22 protein-coding genes are annotated in these 21,723 nt (G+C 70.0%); 5 read left to right on the top strand and 17 right to left on the bottom strand.

What is annotated here, in order from left to right:
* Nucleotides 1-377: 377 nt before the first annotated feature.
* The 10 genes from pheT to infC form a co-directional block, all read right to left on the bottom strand.
* Nucleotides 378-2,888, bottom strand: a complete 2,511-nt coding sequence (pheT, locus tag QRO03_RS12760; RefSeq protein WP_285137870.1) for a phenylalanine--tRNA ligase subunit beta — start codon at nt 2,886-2,888, stop codon at nt 378-380.
* Nucleotides 2,888-3,928 (bottom strand): phenylalanine--tRNA ligase subunit alpha, encoded by a 1,041-nt coding sequence (gene pheS / locus QRO03_RS12755; protein ID WP_285137869.1) that lies wholly within the window; start codon nt 3,926-3,928, stop codon nt 2,888-2,890. The genes pheT and pheS overlap by 1 nt, the downstream gene beginning before the upstream one ends.
* 51 nt (nt 3,929-3,979) lie before the next feature.
* A complete protein-coding gene (locus tag QRO03_RS12750; RefSeq protein ID WP_285137868.1) occupies nt 3,980-4,873 on the bottom strand; it encodes an amino acid ABC transporter permease in 894 nt (297 codons plus the stop codon).
* The gene (locus tag QRO03_RS12745) at nt 4,870-5,526 is read right to left on the bottom strand and encodes an amino acid ABC transporter permease (RefSeq protein ID WP_285137867.1); all 657 of its coding nucleotides are present in this window, start codon (nt 5,524-5,526) and stop codon (nt 4,870-4,872) included. Before QRO03_RS12745 ends, QRO03_RS12750 begins: the two co-directional genes overlap by 4 nt.
* A gap of 63 nt (nt 5,527-5,589) precedes the next feature.
* Nucleotides 5,590-6,492 (bottom strand): glutamate ABC transporter substrate-binding protein, encoded by a 903-nt coding sequence (locus QRO03_RS12740; protein ID WP_285137866.1) that lies wholly within the window; start codon nt 6,490-6,492, stop codon nt 5,590-5,592.
* Nucleotides 6,493-6,626: 134 nt separating this feature from the next.
* Complete coding sequence (locus tag QRO03_RS12735; protein WP_502883042.1) at nt 6,627-7,388, bottom strand: amino acid ABC transporter ATP-binding protein; 762 nt, start codon at nt 7,386-7,388, stop codon at nt 6,627-6,629.
* A 76-nt stretch (nt 7,389-7,464) separates the two neighbouring features.
* Nucleotides 7,465-8,262: a TrmH family RNA methyltransferase gene (locus QRO03_RS12730; RefSeq protein ID WP_285137865.1), complete on the bottom strand. Its 798-nt coding sequence runs from the start codon at nt 8,260-8,262 to the stop codon at nt 7,465-7,467.
* A gap of 165 nt (nt 8,263-8,427) precedes the next feature.
* Complete coding sequence (gene rplT / locus QRO03_RS12725) at nt 8,428-8,811, bottom strand: 50S ribosomal protein L20 (protein ID WP_055957776.1); 384 nt, start codon at nt 8,809-8,811, stop codon at nt 8,428-8,430.
* Between the two features lie 29 nt (nt 8,812-8,840).
* Complete coding sequence (gene rpmI, locus QRO03_RS12720) at nt 8,841-9,035, bottom strand: 50S ribosomal protein L35 (RefSeq protein WP_013583375.1); 195 nt, start codon at nt 9,033-9,035, stop codon at nt 8,841-8,843.
* 48 nt (nt 9,036-9,083) lie between these two features.
* Nucleotides 9,084-9,716, bottom strand: a complete 633-nt coding sequence (infC, locus tag QRO03_RS12715) for a translation initiation factor IF-3 (RefSeq protein WP_502883045.1) — start codon at nt 9,714-9,716, stop codon at nt 9,084-9,086.
* A gap of 245 nt (nt 9,717-9,961) precedes the next feature.
* Between infC and QRO03_RS12710 the strand changes: the two genes are divergently transcribed.
* Nucleotides 9,962-10,387, top strand: coding sequence for a DUF1844 domain-containing protein (locus tag QRO03_RS12710; RefSeq protein WP_285137864.1), 426 nt, complete (start codon nt 9,962-9,964; stop codon nt 10,385-10,387).
* Nucleotides 10,388-10,750: 363 nt separating this feature from the next.
* On the opposite strand, the gene QRO03_RS12705 is transcribed toward QRO03_RS12710, so the two are convergent.
* Genes QRO03_RS12705 through QRO03_RS12680 form a run of 6 tightly spaced genes read right to left on the bottom strand, consistent with a single transcriptional unit; the run spans nt 10,751 to nt 15,110 of the window.
* Nucleotides 10,751-11,575 carry an SseB family protein gene (locus QRO03_RS12705; RefSeq protein ID WP_285137863.1) on the bottom strand — a complete coding sequence of 275 codons (825 nt, stop codon included), beginning with the start codon at nt 11,573-11,575 and terminating at the stop codon, nt 10,751-10,753.
* Nucleotides 11,559-12,305 carry a bifunctional 1-(5-phosphoribosyl)-5-((5-phosphoribosylamino)methylideneamino)imidazole-4-carboxamide isomerase/phosphoribosylanthranilate isomerase PriA gene (priA, locus tag QRO03_RS12700; protein ID WP_285137862.1) on the bottom strand — a complete coding sequence of 249 codons (747 nt, stop codon included), beginning with the start codon at nt 12,303-12,305 and terminating at the stop codon, nt 11,559-11,561. The genes QRO03_RS12705 and priA overlap by 17 nt, the downstream gene beginning before the upstream one ends.
* 46 nt (nt 12,306-12,351) lie before the next feature.
* Nucleotides 12,352-13,002 (bottom strand): imidazole glycerol phosphate synthase subunit HisH, encoded by a 651-nt coding sequence (gene hisH, locus QRO03_RS12695; RefSeq protein WP_285137861.1) that lies wholly within the window; start codon nt 13,000-13,002, stop codon nt 12,352-12,354.
* Nucleotides 12,999-13,613 carry an imidazoleglycerol-phosphate dehydratase HisB gene (gene hisB / locus QRO03_RS12690; RefSeq protein WP_285137860.1) on the bottom strand — a complete coding sequence of 205 codons (615 nt, stop codon included), beginning with the start codon at nt 13,611-13,613 and terminating at the stop codon, nt 12,999-13,001. Before hisB ends, hisH begins: the two co-directional genes overlap by 4 nt.
* Entirely contained in the window at nt 13,610-14,704 is a 1,095-nt protein-coding gene (locus tag QRO03_RS12685) for a histidinol-phosphate transaminase (protein WP_285137859.1), read from the bottom strand. Before QRO03_RS12685 ends, hisB begins: the two co-directional genes overlap by 4 nt.
* A gap of 55 nt (nt 14,705-14,759) precedes the next feature.
* Complete coding sequence (locus QRO03_RS12680; protein ID WP_285137858.1) at nt 14,760-15,110, bottom strand: LysM peptidoglycan-binding domain-containing protein; 351 nt, start codon at nt 15,108-15,110, stop codon at nt 14,760-14,762.
* Nucleotides 15,111-15,369: 259 nt separating this feature from the next.
* Between QRO03_RS12680 and lexA the strand changes: the two genes are divergently transcribed.
* The 3 genes from lexA (at nt 15,370) to QRO03_RS12665 (ending at nt 19,188) form a co-directional block, all read left to right on the top strand.
* Nucleotides 15,370-16,056 carry a transcriptional repressor LexA gene (lexA, locus tag QRO03_RS12675; protein ID WP_285137857.1) on the top strand — a complete coding sequence of 229 codons (687 nt, stop codon included), beginning with the start codon at nt 15,370-15,372 and terminating at the stop codon, nt 16,054-16,056.
* Between the two features lie 130 nt (nt 16,057-16,186).
* Entirely contained in the window at nt 16,187-17,248 is a 1,062-nt protein-coding gene (locus QRO03_RS12670) for a hypothetical protein (RefSeq protein WP_285137856.1), read from the top strand.
* Between the two features lie 47 nt (nt 17,249-17,295).
* Nucleotides 17,296-19,188, top strand: coding sequence for a S9 family peptidase (locus QRO03_RS12665; RefSeq protein WP_285137855.1), 1,893 nt, complete (start codon nt 17,296-17,298; stop codon nt 19,186-19,188).
* Between the two features lie 141 nt (nt 19,189-19,329).
* Here QRO03_RS12665 and hflX read toward each other — a convergent pair whose 3' ends face one another.
* A complete protein-coding gene (hflX, locus tag QRO03_RS12660) occupies nt 19,330-20,847 on the bottom strand; it encodes a GTPase HflX (protein ID WP_285137854.1) in 1,518 nt (505 codons plus the stop codon).
* A gap of 100 nt (nt 20,848-20,947) precedes the next feature.
* Here hflX and QRO03_RS12655 point away from each other — a divergent pair, with 100 nt between their 5' ends.
* Nucleotides 20,948-21,592: a class I SAM-dependent methyltransferase gene (locus QRO03_RS12655; protein WP_285137853.1), complete on the top strand. Its 645-nt coding sequence runs from the start codon at nt 20,948-20,950 to the stop codon at nt 21,590-21,592.
* Nucleotides 21,593-21,723 lie beyond the last annotated feature (131 nt).

Raw genomic sequence — 21,723 nt, 5'->3', positions numbered from 1 at the left:
GCTCACGAAGAGCTCCTCGGGGCGCACGGTGATCGACGACATGTGGCGAGGGTAGCCGCCCCGCGGGCGGACGGGCAAATCGGCGCGGGCGCGGTGATCCGCGAGGCGCGGGCGGCGGACGGGGCGGGGCGCCGTCACCGTTGCGTCGTGCGGGCGGGGATTCGGGCGCCGGCCCACTGAACCCGGGCACGACGCCCGCGCGGATCGAGGTTGAGGCGCCGCCCAGGCGCCGAGCGCCCAGACCTCGGACGCGCCGCACGACGGGTCGGGTCTCCCCGCCCGCGAAAGCCGAAGCGCCGCACGGAGGGTCGGGTCTCCCCGCCCGCGAACACCGAAGCGCCGCGCGGCGGGAGCCGGCGGCGCTTCGGAGGGAGCGTTCAGTCGCGGATCGCGGCGCCGAAACGCTCTGCGGCCACGGCGACGCCGGCGAGCTTGGCGTCCGTCGCCTCGGCCGCGGTGAGCGTGCGGTCGGCCGCGCGGAAGCGCAGTGCGAACGTCAGGCTCTTCGAGCCCTCGGCGAGCCCGGGGCCGCGATAGTCGTCGACCAGGCGCGCGCCCTCGAGGAGCGGTGCGCCGCCCTCGAGGAGCGCCGCGCGCACGGCACCGGCGGCCACGTCGAGCGGCACGGTGAGCGAGACGTCCTGCGTCGCCGCCGGGAAGCCCGAGAGCGAGGCGGCGACCACGCGAGCCTGCGCGAGGTCGAGCATCGCATCGAGGTCGAGCTCGGCGACGAGCACGCGGCCCGGCAGGTCGGCCCCGGCGGCGACCGCGGGCAGCAGCTCTCCGACATAGCCGATGTCGTGTCCCGCCGCGAGCACGCGGGCGGTCCGCCCGGGGTGCAGGGCGGCGCGCTGCGCCTGCACGAGTTCGATGTCGAGGCCTGCGGCGGCCGTCAGTACGCGCACGGCGTCGACGGCGTCGGCGAGGTCGGCGGCCACGGCCGGCTGCCCGGGCTGCTTCGGCACCGTGTGACCGGCCAGCAGCACGGCGATGTGGCGGCGCTGCGGCGGGATCGAGGCGTCGAGCGCGGTGAGGGTTGCGGCATCCGGACGCACCGCCAGGGGCGGCACCGACGCGGTGCCGTACTGCACGCCGGGCTTGGGCAGGAACACCGTGCCGACCTCGAACAGGGCCAGGTCGACGATGCCGCGCGAGACGTTGCGGTGCGCGACCTGCAGAAGGGCCGGCACGAGCGAGCGGCGGAGGAACGGCGACAGCCCGTCGAGCGGGTTGGCGAGTTTCACGCTCGGCAGCCTGTCGCCCGACGGAGAGCCGTGCAGCGCGTTCTGCTCCTCGGTGGTGAAGGGGAACGACGGGGTCTCGACGTACCCGGCCGAGGCGAGGGCGTTCGAGACGCGTCGGCGGCCCTGCTGCGCGGCGGTCAGGCCGCGGCCCGACGGCGGGGTGGGGAGCACCGAGGGGATGCGGTCGTAGCCCTCGATGCGGGCCACCTCTTCGGCGAGCGTCCACTTGTCGGTCAGGTCGTGGCGCCACGACGGCGCGGTCACGGCCCAGCCGGCGTCGTGCGGTTCGACGGAGCAGCCGATGAGGCGCAGCGCCGAGACGGTCTCGTCGTCGGTGTAGTCGACGCCGATCAGTCCCGACACGAAGCCCGCGGGCAGCGTGATGGGCTCGCGCCGGTAGGTCGACGACAGGGATCCGCCGAGTTCGGTGTCGAGCGTGCCGCCGGCGAGCTCGACCATCAGCGATGCGACGCGTTCGGCGGCGACGTACGGCACGAGCGGGTCGACACCGCGCTCGAAGCGACGCGAGGCCTCCGACGGCAGCTTGTGCCGACGGGCGGTACGGGCGATCGACACCTGGTCGAAGGTCGCCGCCTCGATGAGGACGTTGCGCGTCGCATCGCTCATCTCGGTGGGACCACCACCCATGACGCCGGCGAGACCGATCGGACCGGACTCGTCGGTGATGAGCAGGTCTTCGGCGTTGAGCGTGCGCACCTGGCCGTCGAGGGTCTCGAGCTTCTCGCCCTGCTCCGCGCGGCGCACGGTGATGCCGCCCTGCAGCCGGTCGAGGTCGTAGCCGTGGATGGGCTGACCGAGCTCGAGCATGACGTAGTTGGTGATGTCGATCAGCACACCGAGCGAACGGATGCCGGCGAGCGACAGGCGCGTGATCATCCACGGCGGAGTCGGACGCGAGGGGTCGACGTCGCGCACGATGCGGGCGACGAACTCCGTCGCGCCCGCGCGGCCGCGGATGGGTGCCGTGTCGTCGACCGTGATCGGGAAGCCCTGCGGCGTGCGGGCGACGGCGTCGTCGTGGCCGGTCCCGGGGTCGCGGAAGGCCGCGCCCGTCGCGTGCGAGTATTCGCGGGCGACGCCGCGCAGCGAGAGGGCGTAGCCGCGGTCGGGTGTGACGTTGATCTCGACGGCGAGGTCGTCGAGCCCGAGCAGCGCGATGGCATCCGTTCCGACCGGCGCGTCGATCCCGAGGTCGATCAGACGCAGGATGCCGGAGTGCTCGCTGCCGAGCCCCAGCTCCTTCGCCGACGCGATCATGCCGTCGGACACGTGGCCGTACGTCTTGCGGGCGGCGATCGGGAACGGCCCCGGCAGCACGGAACCGGGCAGGGTCACCACGACCTTGTCACCGGCGAAGAAGTTGCCCGCGCCGCACACGACACCGCGCACTCCCCCGTGCTCGGCGCCCACATCGACCTGGCACCAGCGGATGGTCTTGCCGTTGGACTGCGGCTCGGGGGTGAACTCCTTCACCTCACCGACGACGATGGGGCCGGAGAGTTCGAAGCGGTGCACGTCTTCTTCTTCGAATCCGACGGACACGAGCGCTTCGAGCACGTCGTCGGGAGTCGCCTCGGCGGGTACGTCGACGTACTCGCGCAACCAGGAGAGCGGGACGCGCATCAGACCACCATTCCGAACTGCTCGCTGAAGCGCACATCGCCCTCGGCCATGTCGCGCATGTCTTGCACGTCGCTGCGGAACATGAGCGTGCGCTCGATGCCCATGCCGAAGGCGAAGCCCGAGTACTCCTCGGGGTCGATGCCGGCCGCCCGCAGGACGTTGGGGTTCACCATGCCGCAGCCGCCCCACTCGATCCAGCGCGCGCCGCCCTTGAAGGTCGGGTGCCAGAGGTCGAGCTCGGCACTCGGCTCGGTGAAGGGGAAGAAGTTCGCGCGGAAGCGCGTCTTGGCCTCGGGACCGAACAGCACGCGCGCGGCGTGGTCGAGCGTGCCCTTGAGGTGCGCCATCGTGATGCCCTTGTCGATGACGAGGCCCTCGAACTGCGTGAACACCGGCAGGTGCGTGGCGTCGAACTCGTCGGTACGGTACACCCGGCCCGGGCACAGCACGTAGATGGGCAGATCGCGCTCGAGCATCGAGCGCACCTGCACGGGGCTGGTGTGCGTGCGCAGCACCAGGTGACGGGCGACCGGGTCGACGAAGAACGTGTCCTGCATCTGCCGAGCGGGGTGATCGACGTCGAAGTTCAGCGCGTCGAAGTTGAACCACTCGTGCTCGAGCTCGGGGCCTTCGGCGATCTCCCACCCCATGCCGACGAAGATGTCGGACACCTGCTCCTGCAGAACGGACATGGGATGCCGCGCCCCCACGCGGGCGCGCTGTGGCAGCGCCGTCACGTCGACGCGCTCGGCCTCGAGCTGCGCGGCGGTCTCGGCCTCGGCCAGTTCCGCCTCGCGGGCCGTGAGGGCCTGGTTCACCTGGCCGCGGGCCTGGCCGACGAGCTTGCCGACGGCGGCCTTCTGGTCGGGGGCGACCTGGCGCATCTGGGCGTTCAGCCGCGCGAGGGCGGACTGCTCACCGGTGTGCGCGGAGCGGGCGGCTTTCAACTCGGCCGTGGTCGCGGCCGCGGCGATGGCCGCGAGGGCGGCATCGACGGCGGAGGCGACGGCCTCGGGGGTGATCTCGGGTGCGTCGGACACGAGATGAGAGTCTACCGACGGGCGGGGACACCCCCCGCCCGTCGGGACGACTCAGGTGGCCGATCCGCGCTGCGCGACGATCAGCGAGGTGTCGGTCGCGCCCTGCTGCAGCGGCTGCACGGCGGAGGCTACTTCGCCGCGCGGCGATCGGCGCAGACGCTTCTCGACGAGGTTCGCGACGAATGACAGCAGAAGACAGAGCGTGATGTAGATCGCACCGATCACGATGGTCGCCGGGATGATCGGCGAGCCGACGCTCGGCTGGGCGCCGATGTACTTCGCGTAGAACAGCAGCTCTGGGTAGGTGATGACGAACCCGAGTGCGGTGTCCTTCAAGGTGACCACGAGCTGCGCGATGACGACCGGCATCATCGCGCGGATGGCCTGGGGCAGCAGCACGAGGCGCATGACACCGGCCTTGCGGAGACCGACCGCGTAGCCCGCCTCGCTCTGGCCTCGCGGCAGCGACTCGACACCGGCGCGGATGACCTCGGCGAGCACCGAGCCGTTGTAGCAGACGAGGGCGATGACCACAGCCCAGTACGGCTCCATGCGGATGCCGATGACGGGGAAGCCGTAGTACAGCAGGAACATGAAGACCAGGACGGGGATGGCGCGGAAGACCTCGATCACCGCGGTGAAGGGCCAGCGCACCCACGCGTGGTCGGACAGGCGACCGATCGCGAGGACGAAGCCGAGCGCCAGCGCACCGACCGCCGCGACGAGGAACGCCGCGATCGTCCGCATCGTGGCCTCGCCGATCTGGACCCAGACGTTCGTGTAGGTGAACGCCGACCATTTCTGGGCGGTGAACTGCCCGGTCACCGCGAGACGCCAGACGAAGAAGCCCACGATGCCGAGTACGACGACGATCGTGAGCGCGCCGAGGATGCGGTTGCGGGCGATCGCCCGGGGGCCGGGGACGTCGTACAGGACGCTGCTCATCGTGCGACCCTCCATCGGTTCTCGAGCGTTCGCTGCAGCCAGGACAGCAGCAGGACGAGCGCGACGAATGCGACCATGATCCACAGGATGACGATGAACGCGTTCTCGCCGCGCTCACTGAGGTAGTTGCGGACGGAGCCGAGGTTCACGATCGAGAACCCGGCGGCAACGGTGGTGTTCTTCAGCAGGGCGATGAACACGCTCATCATCGGCGGGATGACGGAACGGAAAGCCTGCGGCAGCACGATGAGCGTCATGACCTGGCCGAAGCCCAAGCCCAGGGCGCGAGCCGCCTCCGCCTGGCCGACGGGAACGGTGTTGACGCCCGAGCGGATCGCCTCGGCGACGTAGGTGGCCGTGTAGATGCCCAGTGCGCAGATGCCGAGCGTGAGCGAGACATCACCCGTGAGGCGCAGCCCCAGCAGAGGGGGCAGTGCGAACACGAAGGCGAAGAACACCAGGGTCAGAGGGGTGTTGCGGATGGCGCTGACGTAGAACGTGCCGACGCCGCGTGCGATCGGGATCGGCGACACGCGCATCGCGCCGACGATGATGCCGAGGATGAGCGCGAGGGCGCCGCCGGCGAAGAACAGCACGAGCGTGCCAACGAGCGCTTCGCTCCAGATGTCGAGGTTGTCGGTGATGACACCCATGCGTGGTCCTTATCTCGGAAGACGGGTTTCGGGGGCGGCGCGAGAGCGCCGCCCCCGAACGGGTCACTCGTCGGCGGTGGGCTGCTCGCCCTCGATGCCGGAGGGCGCGAGGTTCTTGTCGAACAGCGCGGTCCAGACATCGCCACCGTCGTTGAAGAGGGTGTTGATGTGGTCCTTCAGCACCGTGTCGCCCTTCGGGAGGCCGACGCCGTAGCGCTCCTCACTGAAGGTGTCACCGGCGATCTTGAACGCGTCGGGCTCCTGTGCCACGTAACCGGCCAGGATGGCCTGGTCGGTGGTCACGGCGTCGACCGAACCGGCTCGCAGCTGCTCGAGGCACTGCGTGTAGGTGTCGTACTCGACCGTGTCGCCGGGGCTGTACTCGTCGCGGATACGCTGCAGCGGCGTCGAGCCCGTCACCGAGCAGACGATCTTGCCCGCGAGATCGTCGGGGCCGTTGATGTCGTCGTTGTCGGCCGCGACCAGCAGACCCTGGCCGGTGATCAGGTACGGACCCGCGAAGTCGATCGACTCCTTGCGCTTGTCGGTGATGGAGTAGGTGCCGACGTAGTAGTCGATGTTGCCGTTCACCAGCTCCTGTTCGCGGTTGGCCGAGGGGATCGTCTTGTACTCGATCTTGTCGGCGTCGAAGCCGAGGGACGCCGCGATCCACTGCGCGATCTCGACGTCGAAGCCGCCGCGCTCGTTGCTGACCGGATCCTTGAAACCGAGACCGGGCTGGTCTTCCTTGACGCCGACGACGACCTTGTCGGCCGAGACCATGCGCTCGTAGGTGGGGCTGCCGTCGAGCGAGACGTCGGAGGCGACCTCCCACAGCTGGGTGGTGTCGGCGCCATCGCCTTCGGCGCCGGGGGCCGCGCCGGGGGTGCCGCTGTTGCAGGCCGTCAGGGCCAGCAGGCCGGCGGCGACGATGCTCGCGCCGGCGAGAAAACGTGTCTTACGCATGTGATGTCTCCTTGGTTACGTGTGCTGTGCGGATAGATGGGTCTCGGGGAAGGGCGCGGCGGATCCCCCGGGGGTGGGGACGCTCGCGCCTCGGCGAAGAACTTCCTCGTTCGTCGCCGTCATGATGGATGCCGTCAGTGGGTGATGAGCTTCGACAGGAAGTCTTTGGCCCGGTCGGACTGAGGGTTGGTGAAGAACTGCTCGGGCACCGCTTGCTCGACGATCTGCCCGTCGGCCATGAACACGACGCGGTTGGCGGCTTTGCGGGCGAAGCCCATCTCATGCGTCACGACGATCATGGTCATGCCGTCCTTGGCGAGACCGACCATGACGTCCAGCACCTCGTTGATCATCTCGGGGTCGAGGGCCGAGGTGGGCTCGTCGAACAGCATGACCTTGGGCTTCATCGCCAGCGCGCGGGCGATCGCGACGCGCTGCTGCTGACCACCCGAGAGCTGCGCGGGAAGCTTGTCGGCCTGATGCCCGACACCCACGCGATCGAGGAGCGCACGCGCCTCCTTCTCGGCATCCGCCTTCTTCATCTTGCGGACCTTGAGGGGTCCGAGAGTGACGTTCTCGAGGATCGTCAGGTGGGCGAAGAGGTTGAACGACTGGAACACCATGCCCACGTCGGCACGCAGCTCGGCGAGGCCCTTCCCCTCTTTGGGAAGCTCCTTGCCGTCGATGGTGATCGTGCCGCTCGTGATGGTCTCGAGGCGGTTGATCGTGCGGCAGAGCGTGGACTTGCCCGAACCCGAGGGTCCGATGACCACGACGACCTCGCCGCGGTCGACGGTGAGGTCGATGTCTTTGAGCGCCTGGAACTGCCCGTAGTGCTTCTGGACGTCGGAGACGACGACCAGAGGCTCGGAGGTCGTCGGGGGAACGGATGCCATGCCCCCCACACTATGAGGGAGACACGCCGCCGACCACCTTCCGGCGCGCGCCTTAACCGTTCTGTAACAGCCGCTGTCAGCGCGCCCGCTGGGCGAAAGCCGTCTCGTAGAGGCACACGCTCGCCGCCGTGGCGAGGTTGAGCGACTCGGCGCGACCGTAGATGGGAAGCCGTAGCGCCACGTCGGCGCGCGCGAGCGCTTCGTCGTCGAGACCCCGCGCCTCGTTACCGAACAACCACGCGGTCGGCTCCGCGAGGACGCCGCGGGATGCCAGGAAATCGTCGCCTCCGACGTCGGCGGCGACGACGCGAAGACCCGCCTCGTGCACGCGCTCGACCACGTCGGCGAGCTCGAGATCGACGGCCACCGGCAGGTGGAACAGCGACCCGGTCGTGGAGCGCACGACCTTCGGGTTGTAGGGATCGACGGTGCGTCCGGTGAGGATGACGGCATCCGCTCCCGCCGCGTCGGCGGCGCGGATGATGGTGCCGAGGTTGCCCGGGTCGCGGACCTCCTCGCAGATCGCGATGAGCCGCGGGCCCGCCGCGAGTACGTCTTTCAACGCCGTCGGCGCCTGCCGTGCCACCGCGACGATGCCCTGCGGCGTCACGGTGTCGGCCATGGCATCCAGGACCGCTTCGGTCGTGTACTGCAGGTCGACGCCCGCCTGCTCGGCGGCGTCGCGCACATCCACGTGCTTCTCGAGGGCGCTCGGGGTGGCGTAGAGCTCGAGCACCGTCTCGGGGGCCCACGCGAGGGCCTCGCGCGCCGCCTGGGGGCCTTCGAGCAGGAAGAGTCCGGTCTCCTGACGGGCGGCTCGCTTGCTCAACTTGGCCACGGCGCGCACCCGCGGCGAACGGGGGTTCTCCAGCACGCCCTCAGTGTATGGCTCCCCCGGCATGCACCCCGGATGCCGCGCGGACGCCGACGGGATGCGGCGCTCGGCGAACGCGGAGCCGATACGCGCCCCCCGGAGCGGAGGAAAAGCGGAACGGGCGCCCTCGCGAGGAGGACGCCCGTTCCGGAAGGAAGACGCGGGTTACGCGGACTTCGGCGCGTTGACGTCGCTGGGCAGGGCCGCCTTGGCGGTCTGCACGAGCGAGGCGAACACGGTGGGCTCGTTCACCGCGAGCTCGGCGAGCATGCGGCGGTCGACCTGCACACCCGCGAGGCCGAGGCCCTGGATGAAGCGGTTGTACGTGAGCCCGTTCTGGCGGGACGCGGCGTTGATGCGCTGGATCCACAGACGACGGAAATCGCCCTTGCGCTTGCGACGGTCGCGGTACGCGTAGACCAGGGAGTGGGTGACCTGCTCCTTGGCCTTGCGGTACAGGCGCGAACGCTGACCGCGGTAACCGGAGGCGCGCTCCAGGATGACGCGACGCTTCTTGTGGGCGTTTACTGCCCGCTTGACTCTAGCCATTTCTGTTTCTTCCTAACGTGCGTCGGCGCTCAGAGACCGAGGAGCTTCTTGGCGACCTTCGAGTCGCCCTTGGCCAGGACCTGCTCCTGGTTCAGGCGGCGGGTGCGCTTCGAGGCCTTGCCTTCGAGGTTGTGGCGCATGCCGGCCTGCTGCTTCATGAGCTTGCCGCTACCGGTGAGCTTGAAGCGCTTCTTGGCGCCCGAGTGGGTCTTCTGCTTCGGCATCTGTCTTCCTTCGTTGGTCTTCCCGGCGGAGCGGGAGTCTGGGGAGCTCTACTCGGCGGGGGCCGAGGAGGGGGTTTCTTCCGAGTCCGATTCCGAGTCGCCGCGCGCGGCGCTGCGCGCCGCCTCGCGGTTCGCGGTGCGCAGAGCGTTCTGCTCGGTCTTGACCTCGGACTTGTTCTTGTGAGGAGCGACGACCATCACCATGTTGCGACCGTCGATCGTGGGGTTCGACTCGACGGTGCCGAACTCGGCGACGTCTTCGGCGAACTTGCGGAGCAGACGCACACCCTGCTCGGGACGCGACTGCTCGCGACCGCGGAACAGGATCATCGCCTTCACCTTGTCACCCGCCTGGAGGAAGCCCTCGGCGCGCTTGAGCTTGGTGATGTAGTCGTGGGCCTCGATCTTCAGGCGGAACCGGACCTCTTTGAGGACGGTGTTCGCCTGGTTACGACGCGTCTCCTTGGCCTTCTGAGCGGCCTCGTACTTGAACTTGCCGTAATCCATGATCTTGACCACGGGCGGCTTCGAGCTCGGCGCAACCTCGACCAGGTCGAGGTCCGCTTCCTGGGCCAGGCGCAGCGCAGCTTCGATGCGGACGATGCCGACCTGCTCGCCGTTGGGTCCGACGAGACGGACCTCCGGGACTCGGATGCGCTCGTTGGTGCGGGGATCGCTGATGCGGAACTCCTCTTGTCTGCGGATGACGGCCGCCGCGATCCGATCGAATCGCGGGCGAAGAGGAGAAACACGCCACCCGGCACGGTGCTGTCAGCACCGGCTTCTGCACCCAGGCGACCCCGTGCGAAACGGAGCGGAGTGCGGGAACCCGGTAGCCTGGAACGGCAAGCGCGGGTGGGATGTGATCCTCTTTCGTACGGAGCGGAAAGCTCCGAAGCCCGCCACAGTCTAGCAGAGAGATTCACGTGGACACGAACCCCTCCGACCAGCCCGCCGAAGACCACTCCGCACACCGCCACGGCGGCGAAGACGAACGTCTCGCGCGATGGGAGGAGCAGGAGCGTGCAGCCTCCTCGGCGACCCGCGACATCGCGGACGTGCCGGCCGTCGAAGTCATCACGACAGCCGCCGTCCACCTCATGAGCGCCGCCGCGGTCAAGACGGGACTCGCCGACGATCCCGCCCACCAGCTCGACCTCGACGAGGCGCGCAAGCTCATCAACGCCCTGGCCGGTCTCATCACGGCCGGCGCCCCCGAGATCAGCGACATGCACGCGCGATCGCTGCGCGACGGGCTGCGCTCGCTCCAACTGGCCTTCCGTGAGGCGTCGACGATCCAGGACCCGATCGGTAAGGGGCCGGGCGAGAAGTGGACGGGTCCCGTCACGTAGGTCGTTCGCTCTGGGGGTATCGGCTACGGGGTGCCCCTTGTCTGAGGTCGAGAACGGGGCCCCTGCAGCGATCGACCTAAGACAAGTGGCACCCCTTCGCCTCTGCCGCAGGGCGGCTCCTTCGTGACACCCGCATGGGTATGAGCTGCTGCGGGTCGACTTGGGAAGGGGCACCCCCGCAGTCCTCTGCCGCAGGGCGACTCCTTCGTGACACCCGCATGGGTATGAGCTGCGGGTCCCTCCCCTGACTCGCAGGGAAGGGGGCATCTCAGCGCCCTGAGCCGCGGGCCGGCTCCCCCGGAACACTCGAGGGAGGCGGACGGAAGCGCATGAGTCGGCCTGCCGGCGGGGCAGGCGGCGCGGTCAGGACTCGGTGCTGCGGTGCAGTTTCACCGTCAGCGAGTCGACGAGGACGGCGATACGGTCATCGGACGCCCACCGGCGGGCGACGCGAGCGAGGACGGCATCCAATTCCTCCTGCTCCAGGCCCGACATCAGCTGCAGGTGGACGACGAGCTCCGGCCCGCGCAGACGCCCCGTGGGATCGCCCGATTCGACCGCGAGGTCGAGCACCGCGAGTTCACCCGAGATGCTCTGCTGCAAGCCCGTGAAGACCGTCGGCGAGGTATGGGCGGGCTCCCACGACTCGCCCTGGGCGATCGCCCAGACCGCGGGACGGCGGACGACGAACTCCGTCTCCGATCCCGGGTCGATGACGATGAGCTCGGTGTCTTCGGATGCCGCGGCCAGCGCCGTGCGTCGACCGTCGGCGGGAACGGGTCGCGCCAGGGCATCCCAGGTCTGGAGCGCGGTGACCGAGGTGAAGACGGGGAGGACTTTGCGTCCGTCCGGCGCGGCGACCGTGACGATCGACAGTTCCTGCGTCTTGTCGACCTCGAGCCCGTGCGCGCCGATACCGTGGTCACCCTTCTCGGCGACCAGGGGGATCAGCAGGCGCGCCTCGCGGTAGGCATCGACCACCGCGCGGGCGTCGCCCTCCGCCGCTCGGAACGCGAGGAGAGCGGACAGCAGTGCCGGATCGGCCGACCCGTCATCGCCCGAGTGCGGATTGGCCGAGAAGCTGCGCCCCTCCCAGGGGAGGCCGGCCGAGTCGGCTGCGGCGCCGTGCGGGCCGTGACCGTGATCGTGCGGGTCGTGCCCGTTCGGACCGTCAGTGTCCGGCGACATCCAGTGCCTCAGCGAGCGTGAACTGCCCCGCATAGAGCGCCTTGCCGACGATGGCGCCCTCGACTCCGAGGGGCACGAGGTCGCGCAGCGCCGCGATGTCGTCGAGGCTGGACACGCCGCCGGAGGCGACGATCGGCTTCGGGGTGCGCTGGGTCATCTCGCGCAGCAGTTCGATGTTGGGGCCGCGGAGCGTACCGTCCTTGGTGACGTCGGTGACGACGTAACGGCTGCAGCCGGCGTCCTCGAGACGATCGAGCACCGTCCACAGATCGCCGCCGTCACGCGTCCACCCGCGGGCCGCGAGCGTCGTGCCGCGCACATCGAGACCGACGGCGATGGCCTCGCCGTAGCGGTTGATGACATCTGCCGCCCACTCGGGGTTCTCGAGCGCCGCCGTGCCGAGGTTGATACGGCTCGCGCCGCTCTCGAGCGCAGCCTCCAGCGTGCGGTCGTCGCGGATGCCGCCCGAGAGCTCCACCTGCACGCCCTTGACCTGCTTGATGACCTTGCGCATGACGCCGGCGTTGCTGCCACGGCCGAAGGCGGCGTCGAGGTCGACGAGGTGGATCCACTGCGCGCCCTGGCGGGCGAAGTCGGCGGCCGCGTCGACGGGGTCGCCGTAGCTGGTCTCGGTACCGGCCTCGCCCTGGGTCAGGCGGACGGCTTTACCGTCGGCCACATCGACCGCCGGAAGCAGCACAAGTTCGGGCGTGGACGCGAAATCGTTCATGGCTCCTCGCACCCTTCGGCGCATCTCGCCGAGCCGGGGCACGAGGTCACACAGTAGTCGCGCGCAGCCCGTCGATCCAATTGGCGAGGAGGCGGATGCCGGCTTCGCCCGACTTCTCGGGGTGGAACTGCGTCGCCGCCAGCGGACCGTTCTCGACCGCCGCGATGAAGGGCGCACCGTACGTGCACCACGTCACGGACGGCTGTGGGAACGGCGGGGTGACGGCGAGCGACCACTCCTGTGCGGCGTAGGAGTGCACGAAGTAGAACCGCTCGCGCTCGATGCCCTCGAACAGTCGGGAACCCTCGCCCGCGGTGACGGTGTTCCAGCCCATGTGCGGCAGCACGGGGGCCGTGAGTTCGGCGACCGTGCCCGGCCACTCCCCCAGCCCCGGGGTGTCGGTGCCGCGCTCGATGCCGCGCTCGAACATGACCTGCATGCCGACGCAGATGCCGAGGACCGGCCGCCCACCGGCGAGACGGCGGTCGATGATCTCGCCCCCGCGACTGGCGTTCAATGAATCCATGACAGCGCGGAACGCGCCGACGCCGGGCACGAGCAGTCCGTCGGCGTCGAGCAGCAGTGACCGATCGGACGTCAGCCGCGCGTCGGCGCCCGCCTCGACGAGCGCCTTCACGGCGGAGTGGACGTTGCCTGACCCGTAATCGAGGACCGCGACGACGGGCTTGGCCGTCACAGCGCGCCCTTCGTGCTCGGGATGCCGTCGACGAGGGGATCGAGTGCCTTGGCCTGACGGAAGGCGCGCGCGAGCGCCTTGTACTCCGCCTCGGCGATGTGGTGCGGGTCGCGTCCGCCCAGGACGCGCACGTGCACGGTGAGCCCGGCGTGGATGGAGATGGCCTCGAACGAGTGGCGCACGAGCGAGCCGGTGAAGTGACCCCCGATGAGGTGGTGCTCGAATCCGGCGGGCTCGCCGGTGTGCACGAGGTACGGACGACCGCTGATGTCGACCACCGCCTGCGCGAGTGCCTCGTCGAGCGGGACGAGGGCGTCACCGTAGCGCGCGATGCCGGACTTGTCGCCGAGTGCCTGACGGATCGCCTGGCCGAGCACGATCGAGGTGTCCTCGACCGTGTGGTGGGCGTCGATGTGGGTGTCTCCGGTGGCGCGCACGCGCAGGTCGGTGAGCGAGTGCTTCGCGAACGCCGTGAGCATGTGGTCGAAGAACGGCACCGTCGTCTGGATGTCGCTCGCACCGCGCCCGTCGAGATCCAGCTCGAGCTCGATGTGCGACTCGCTCGTCTCGCGCGTGATCGAGGCGGTGCGGGGCGTTGCGGGGCCGGTCATGATCGGGATCCTATCGAGGCGAGGGCGTCGAGGAACGCGGTGGTCTCGTCGGCCGTTCCGGCCGAGACGCGCAGGTGGTGGGGAATGCCGACGTCGCGGATGAGCACGCCGCGGTCGTACAGCGCTTTCCACGTCGCGGCCGGGTCATCGACCCCTCCGAACAGGACGAAGTTCGTCCACGACTCGTGTGCCGTGTACCCGAGCGCGGACACCGTCGCGGAGATGCGATCGCGCTGAGCGACGATCTCGTCGACCATCGCAAGCATGGTCTCGGCGTGGCCCAGAGCGGCGGTCGCCGCCGCCTGGGTCAGTGCGCTCAGGTGGTACGGCAGGCGCACGAGGCGCAGGGCGTCGACGAAGGCTGGGTCGGCCGCGAGGTAGCCCACCCGCGCACCGGCGAAGGCGAAGGCCTTGCTCATCGTGCGGGAGACGACCAACCGCGGACGACCCGGAAGGAGCGCGACGGCGGACGGCTCGTCGCGCGGGGCGAACTCCTCGTAGGCCTCGTCGACGATGACGACACCGTCGGTCGCGTCGTAGACCGCCTCGATGACATCGCGTCGGAGAGGGGTGCCCGTGGGGTTGTTGGGCGCGCACAGGAACACCACGTCGGGACGCTGTTCGCGCACCTGCGCCGCTGCGGACTCCGCAGTAAGCGAGAAATCGTGCTCGCGGTGACCGGCGATCCACCGCGCACCCGTCGCGCGCGTGAGGATCGGATACATCGAGTACGTGGGAGCGAAGCCCATCGCGGTCCGACCGGGACCGCCGAACGCCTGGAGGATGTGCTGCAGCACCTCGTTCGAGCCGTTGGCCGCCCAGATCTGTTCGGCCCCCAGGCCGTGGCCCAGGTAATGCGCGAACGCCTCTCGGAGTCCTGTGAACTCACGGTCGGGATAGCGGTTGACGTCACGGAGGGCCCGGGCGACGGCATCGAGAATGTCGTCTGCGACTTCGGAGGGAACGGGATGCGTGTTCTCGTTCACGTTCAGCGCGACGGGAAGCGGCGCCTGCGGTGCTCCGTACGGGGTCATTCCCCGCAGATCGTCGCGTAGGGGCAGGTCGTCGAGGCGTACGGTCACCCCACCCATCGTAGGCGGCGGGCGTCGTGGCGACTCACGCGGCATGACCGGCGCGAGGGCGAGGTCAGTTCGCGGGGGCGTACTCGGTGGGGATCGCGATGCGCTGACCGGCCGCCACAGAACCGCCGGAGAGGGCGTTGAGACGGGAGATCTTGGCGACGACGTCGCGGGGGTCGGCCGCGGGTGCCAGCTCTTCAGCGATCGACCACAGGGTGTCGCCGCTCATGACGGTGACCTCGGAGAACGAGCCGGCGGATGCGCCGGCTTCGTTCGAGGCCAGCGCGGCACCGCCGCCGACGATCGCGACACCGAGAGCCACGACGAGCGGCAGCGACACCAGGAAGGTGACGACGCGGCGACCGCGCGGCGTGATGCGCAGGCGGGTGGCGGGGGCGGAGATGGCGATGCTGGTCATGGTGTGCTCCTCAGTGGGGAGAGATTCGCACCCCACCCTCGGCCGGGAGGGCGGGAGTGCGAATCTGTATTCCGAATCTATCTTCGATACTGTGCGGGTGTCAAGACGACGTATGTCGGATACGAATCGAACGCGACACGCGTGGGCTTCCACGCGATTCGCCTCGTCGACCGGATACGGTTTCGACACGGAGACCTCATCACCAACCTCCGACATTCGAATTTCCGCCGCCCTTCCCGCGGCGCGAGGGGAGCATCAGATGACCGACGCGACGACCGCCGGCCGCGAACGACCGCAGACGCGTCGGCGCAAGAGCCTCAGCGAGAAGCAGCTCGCGATCCTCGAGGTCATCCAGCGATCGATCGCGCGGCACGGTTACCCGCCGAGCATGCGCGAGATCGGCGACGCCGTCGGCCTGAAGTCGCTGTCGAGCGTCACCCATCAGCTGAATCAGCTCGAGCTCAGCGGCTACCTGCGCCGCGACCCGGGCAAGACCCGCGCGATGGAGGTGCTGATAGACCTTCCCGGCACCGCCGCCGAGAACCCGGCCGACACCGCACCCTCGGTGGGCGACGCCGCCCTCGTGCCCCTGGTCGGCCGGATCGCGGCGGGTGTGCCCATCACCGCAGACCAGCAGGTGGAGGAGATCTTCCCCCTCCCCCGCCAGCTCGTCGGAAAGGGCGAGTTGTTCATGCTCAAGGTCTCGGGCGACTCGATGATCGACGCCGCCATCTGCGACGGCGACTGGGTGGTCGTGCGCTCCCAGGCGAACGCCGAGAACGGTGAGATCGTCGCCGCCATGCTCGAGGGTGAAGCCACGGTCAAGACATTCCGTCGCCGCGACGGTCACACCTGGCTCCTCCCCCGCAACAGCGCGTTCGAGCCCATCCTCGGCGATGAGGCCGTCGTGCTGGGTCGCGTCGTGGCGGTGCTGCGCGCGGTCTGACGCAGCCGCCCGGTGCGACGACACGGGGTGCGCGCGTCGCCCTACAGACCGCGGTCGTTCTCCACAGGACGAAACGGGGTGGACACGCGCCGCAGCTACCATGACCGGACGCGCAGAGAAGGCGAGATCCGTGTCATCGACAACCACCCCGGGCGACTCCCCGTCGACCACCCCCGCTCCGAACGATCCCGACGCGGCCGCCGCCGCCCAGGGTGACAACGACGGCCGACTCGTCGACGCCGGGTATCCCGGCGAGCACCTCGCCGCCGCCCCCTCCCCGCTCATCTCGTCGCCCCCCTCGCGGCGCCGTCCACGTCGGAGCACCGTCTTCCTGGGCGCGGCGCTCGCGGTATCGATCGTGGCCGCGGGAGCGGGCTTTCTCTGGTTGTCGTCGCAGTTGTCGGAGTCGCGCTCCCAGATCGACGACCAGCGGAATCAGATCCAGCAGCAGCAGCGCGAGATCGAGGAGCAGCGCGGCCTCATCGACCGCAAGGAGCAGTTCGGCGCTGCGATGACCGAGCTCTACTCGACGATCGATCCGCTGGTCGGCCTCCCGTACGCGACGCTCGTCCCGTGGACCGAGATCGAGGCTTTCGCCGACAGCGCGTGGCAGCACCGGTGGACCGCCGGAGCACTGAGCCGGGACGTCGTCGACGTCGAGGCGTTCACCGCCGTGCTGTCCAACCGAGCGGCGGCGGCGCGCGGTCAAGCCTCGACCAACGCCACGGGAACCCCGTGGGAGGCCACCTTCGACAGCCTCGGTGGAGGGTGGGTGAGCATGGCCTTCGACGAGACCAACCGCCCGTGCGGTCTCGAAGCCATGGCGTGCGTGGCGGAGGGCGGTCCCTTCGTCGTCCACGTCAGCGGAGACACGCGCTCCGACCCGCAGTTGACGGACTGGATCCGCACGGGCGTCGCGTACCACGAGTACGCCCACGTGCTGCAGTTCACGAACCCCGAAGCCACGGCATCCGCTCTCACCGCGTTCTCCGGCGACATGGAGACCATGGCGGACTGTTACGCCCTGACGTTCCTGGATGGGTGGTCTCTAGACCACGAGGTGCCCATCGACGACCTCTCGTACTGGGAGGTGAGCGTCGGCTACGGCTACACCTGCGACGACGCGCAGCGACAGATCATCCGCGAGTGGGTGGGCGGCCTCGGCGTGCAGAAGCGACCCGTCGGGGCTTGAGGACACCGCCTCGCCGCGTGTCGGAGGGGGTCCGTAGGGTGGGAGCCATGCCTGACACCCTCCCCTACGGTTCCTGGCCCTCCCCGATCACCCCCGAGTCGGTGGCGCAGTCGAGCCCGCGTATCGACGGTGCGCGGATGGTCGGCGACGAGGTGTGGTGGGGCGAGTCCGTCCCCGTCGAGGCCGGCCGGGTCGCCGTGAGGCGCCGCCGCGCCGACGGTTCGGTCGAGACGGTGCTCCCCGCTCCCGCCAATGCTCGCTCCGCGGTCCACGAGTACGGGGGCGGCGCCTGGACCGCGTCCGACGAGGGCGAGCTCTACTACGTCGAGAAGACCGACCAGCGGGTGTACGCCCTGCGCCCGGGCGGTCAGGCGCGAGCCCTCACCCCGTCCGACGACGCCGCGCGCCATGGGGGTCTGCGGTTCGAGCACGGCACGCTGCTGGCGGTCCGCGAGACGCACGGTGCAGAGCGCGTGCCGGCGCGGGCCATCGTGCGCATCGCCACCGACGAATCCGGAGCCGTCGACGTGCTCGCCGACGGCAGCGACTTCCTCGCCCAGCCCGCCCTCAGCCCCGACGGCACGCGGCTCGCGTGGATCGCTTGGAACCACCCCGACATGCCGTGGGACGCCACGATCCTGCGCGTGGCCGACCTCTCCTCCGGAGAGGTGCACGACCTCGCGCACGGCGCGAACCGCGCACCCCTGCAGCCCGTCTGGCTCGCCGACGACGAACTGCTCTACGCCGACGATCCGGGTGGCCGCTGGAACCTCTTCCGCCGTCCCCTCGACGGTGATGCTCAGCCCGTCGCGCCGGCGGACGCCGACACCGGCGGTGGGCTGTGGGTGCTCGGCACGCGGTGGTTCGGTGCGGCGGGCGACGGGCGCATCGTCGCGGTGCGAACCGACGGCGCCGACGAGATCGTCGAGATCGCCCCGTCTGGTGTGCGCCCGCTCGACGTTCCCGTGGTCGCCGGCGCCGCGGTCGATGACGCGCGCGGTAGCCGGGTGTTGATCTCGGGCGGGGACGCGGCGGGGCGCTCCGGCCTGTGGCTGGTCGACCTCGACACCGGCTCCGTCGACCTCGTGACGGGCGGATCCGGCTCCTGGGGCGACGAATGGATGCCGTCGGCTCGCGCCCTCGAGACGGAGGGGCCCCACGGCCCGGTGCACGCCTTCGCCTACGCGCCCACGCATCCCGACATCACCGCCCCCGCGGACGAACGCCCGCCGTATGTCGTGCTCGTGCACGGCGGACCGACGTCCCACGTCGGCCCCGCGCCCTCCGCGAAGACGGCGTTCCTCACCAGTCGCGGCATCGGCGTGCTCGACGTCAATTACGGCGGCTCCACCGGCTACGGTCGCGCGTATCGCGACCGGCTCAAGGGCCAGTGGGGGGTCGTCGACGTCGATGACGTCGCCGCGGCGGCATCCGCCCTCGCCGCGGCGGGGCTCGCCGATGCCGAGCGCCTCGCCATCGCGGGCGGCTCCGCCGGCGGATGGACCGTTCTCGCCGCGGTCACCCGCACCGACGTCTTCTCCGCGGGCATCTCCCGCTACGGCGTCGGCGACGCCCGCGCCCTGGCCGAAGACACCCACGACTTCGAGGCGCGCTACCTCGACGGTCTCATCGGACCGCTGCCCGACGCGGAACAGGTCTACATCGAGCGGTCGCCGCTCAGTCGTCCCGAGCGGTTCCGCGTGCCGCTGCTGATCCTGCAGGGCACCGAGGACCGGGTCGTCCCTCCGTCGCAGGCCGAGGCGATCCGCGACGCCCTCGCCGCGCACGGTGTCCCCCACGCCTACGTGCTGTACGAGGGAGAGGGGCACGGTTTCCGGCGTGCCGAGACGGTCGTCGATTCGCTGCAACGCGAACTCGGTTTCCTTGGCGCGGTCTTCGGCTTCGAGACCCCCGGCGTCGCGGCACTCGAGCTCGACTGATCACCGGCGACCGCGCGGCCGCCGAATGCGGCGACGGCCCGTCCGGCTCGCCGATGGCGCACGGAGAGAAGCTCCAGTCGCCCGGAAAGCGAACGCGAAGAACCCCGCCGATCAGTGGTCGGCGGGGTTCTTCGTCTCTCGTCAGGCCGCGAACGGCTCCAGCTCCGCCGCGAGGCGGGCACCCACGTGGGCGTGCAGGAACGTTCCGGTCTCACGGTGCTCCTGCGCCAGGATGAGCCCGCTCTCGTGCACGGCCGACACCAGGTCGCCGCGGTCGTACGGAACGACCGCCTGCACCTCGACCGCCGGCAGAGGCAGGGCCTCTTCGATGGCCGCGCGCAGTTCGTCGATGCCCTCGCCCGTGCGCGACGACACGAACATGGCCTTCGGCGCGAGTCCGCGCAGGACGAGTCGGTCGTCGTCCGTGACCAGGTCCGCCTTGTTGAAGACGACGATCTCCTGACCGAAGTTCGCGTCGACGTCGCCCATCACGTCGCGCACCGTCATCAGCTGCGCGGCCGGGTCGGGGTGCGAGGCGTCGACGACGTGCAGGATGACGTCGGCGTCGCCGACCTCCTCGAGGGTCGAGCGGAAGGCCTCGACCAACTGATGCGGCAGGTTGCGCACGAAGCCGACCGTGTCGGTCAGCGTGTAGACGCGACCGTCGCTCGTCTCGGAACGGCGGACCGTGGCATCCAGGGTCGCGAACAGAGCGTTCTCGACCAGCACACCGGCGCTGGTGAGCCGGTTCAGCAGACTCGACTTCCCGGCGTTGGTGTAGCCGGCGATCGCCACTGACGGGATCGTGTGGCGCTTGCGCTCGGCCCGCTTCGCCTCGCGGGCGGGTGCGAAGTCGCGCAGCTGCTTGCGCAGCAGGGCCATCTTCGTGCGGATGCGTCGGCGGTCTAGCTCGATCTTCGTCTCACCGGGTCCGCGCGAGCCCATACCCGCACCGCCCGCGCCGACCTGTCCACCGGCCTGGCGCGACATCGAGTCACCCCAGCCGCGCAGGCGCGGGAGGAGGTACTCGAGTTGGGCGAGCTCGACCTGCGCCTTACCCTCGCGGCTCTTGGCGTGCTGGCTGAAGATGTCGAGGATGACCGTCGTGCGGTCGATCACCTTCACCTTCACGACGTCCTCGAGCGCACGGCGCTGGCTGGGTGCCAGCTCGGTGTCGGCGATGACGGTGTCGGCACCCACCGCGGCGACGATGTCGCGCAGTTCCGCCGCCTTCCCGCGTCCGACGTAGGTCGCGGGATCCGGGTGCGGGCGGCGCTGCAGCACGCCGTCGAGCACGACGGCACCGGCCGTCTCGGCCAGTGCCGACAGCTCGCGCAGCGAGTTCTCGGCATCCGCCTGCTCACCCTGCGGGTGCACGCCGACGAGGACGACGTTCTCGAGGCGCAGCTGGCGGTACTCGACCTCGGTGACGTCCTCGAGCTCGGTGGAGAGCCCGGCGACGCGCCGGAGGGCGGCGCGCTCCTCGCGGTCCCACTGGTCACCGTCGGCATCGCCGCCGTAGGCGGTGGTGGCATCCTGGATCGCCTGCGCGGCACCGAAGACCCGGACCCCGCGATGCGCTTCGGCGCGCGAGAGCACGCGGTCCACCGGGTCGACCGGAGACGCGTCGATGCTCGGGGGTGTGGTCTGTTCGGTCATGTGTTCCTTTCGGCCGCGGACGCTGCCGCGGCGGTGATCTCGGTGTTCTGGCACTTTATCCGCCCCGACGCCCGAGGGGACGGTCGGATATCCTGGCGTGATGGGGAGCGAGCACTACTTCAGCGCGTCGCCGTCGAGTCCCGAGCAGCTCCGTCGCATCCGCGTGACGCTCGCCGGTCGTGAACTCGAGGTGGTCACGGCGGGCGGCGTCTTCAGTCCCGATCATGTGGATGCCGGCACCTCGGTGCTGCTCGCCAACACCCCGCCCCCTCCCGCCGGCGGGCACTTCCTCGACCTGGGGTGCGGGTGGGGTCCGATCTCGCTGTCGCTGGCGCTCGCCTCACCGCACGCGACCATCTGGGCGGTCGACGTCAACGAGCGTGCTCTCGATCTCGTGAGGCGCAACGCGCAGTCGCTCGGCCTCACGAACATCAACGCCGTGCGCCCCGAGGATGTTCCCGACGGGGTCGCGTTCCGCACCATCCGCTCGAACCCGCCCATCCGCGTCGGCAAGAGCGAGTTGCACGGAATGCTGCAGCAGTGGATCCCCCGCCTGTCGGAGCGCTCGGACGGATGGTTCGTCGTGCAGCGCAACCTGGGATCGGACTCCCTGCAGCGCTGGCTCGCCGCCACGTTCGTCGACGGGTACAGCGTGCAGCGGGCTGCGACGGGCCGCGGGTTCCGCGTGATCCGCGTACGCCGCCACGGCTCGCCGCCGAGCGAGCCCATCGACATCGTCTCCTGACGGGAACGGCGGCGTCGGTGGCCGACCCGGGGCGGGGCGAGCGCCGACGGATGCCGAGAGCACACGTCCCGCGCGAGGTCACACGGCCTCGGTGACCCGTTCCGTGCGCGCTCGAGCCGATCGTGTGATCT

Origin of the sequence: Microbacterium sp. lyk4-40-TSB-66 (assembly GCF_030209475.1) — a bacterium.
Lineage (GTDB): Bacteria > Actinomycetota > Actinomycetes > Actinomycetales > Microbacteriaceae > Microbacterium.
Note: the sequence above shows the minus strand (reverse complement) of the source record. Positions and strands in the feature narration are given on the sequence as shown.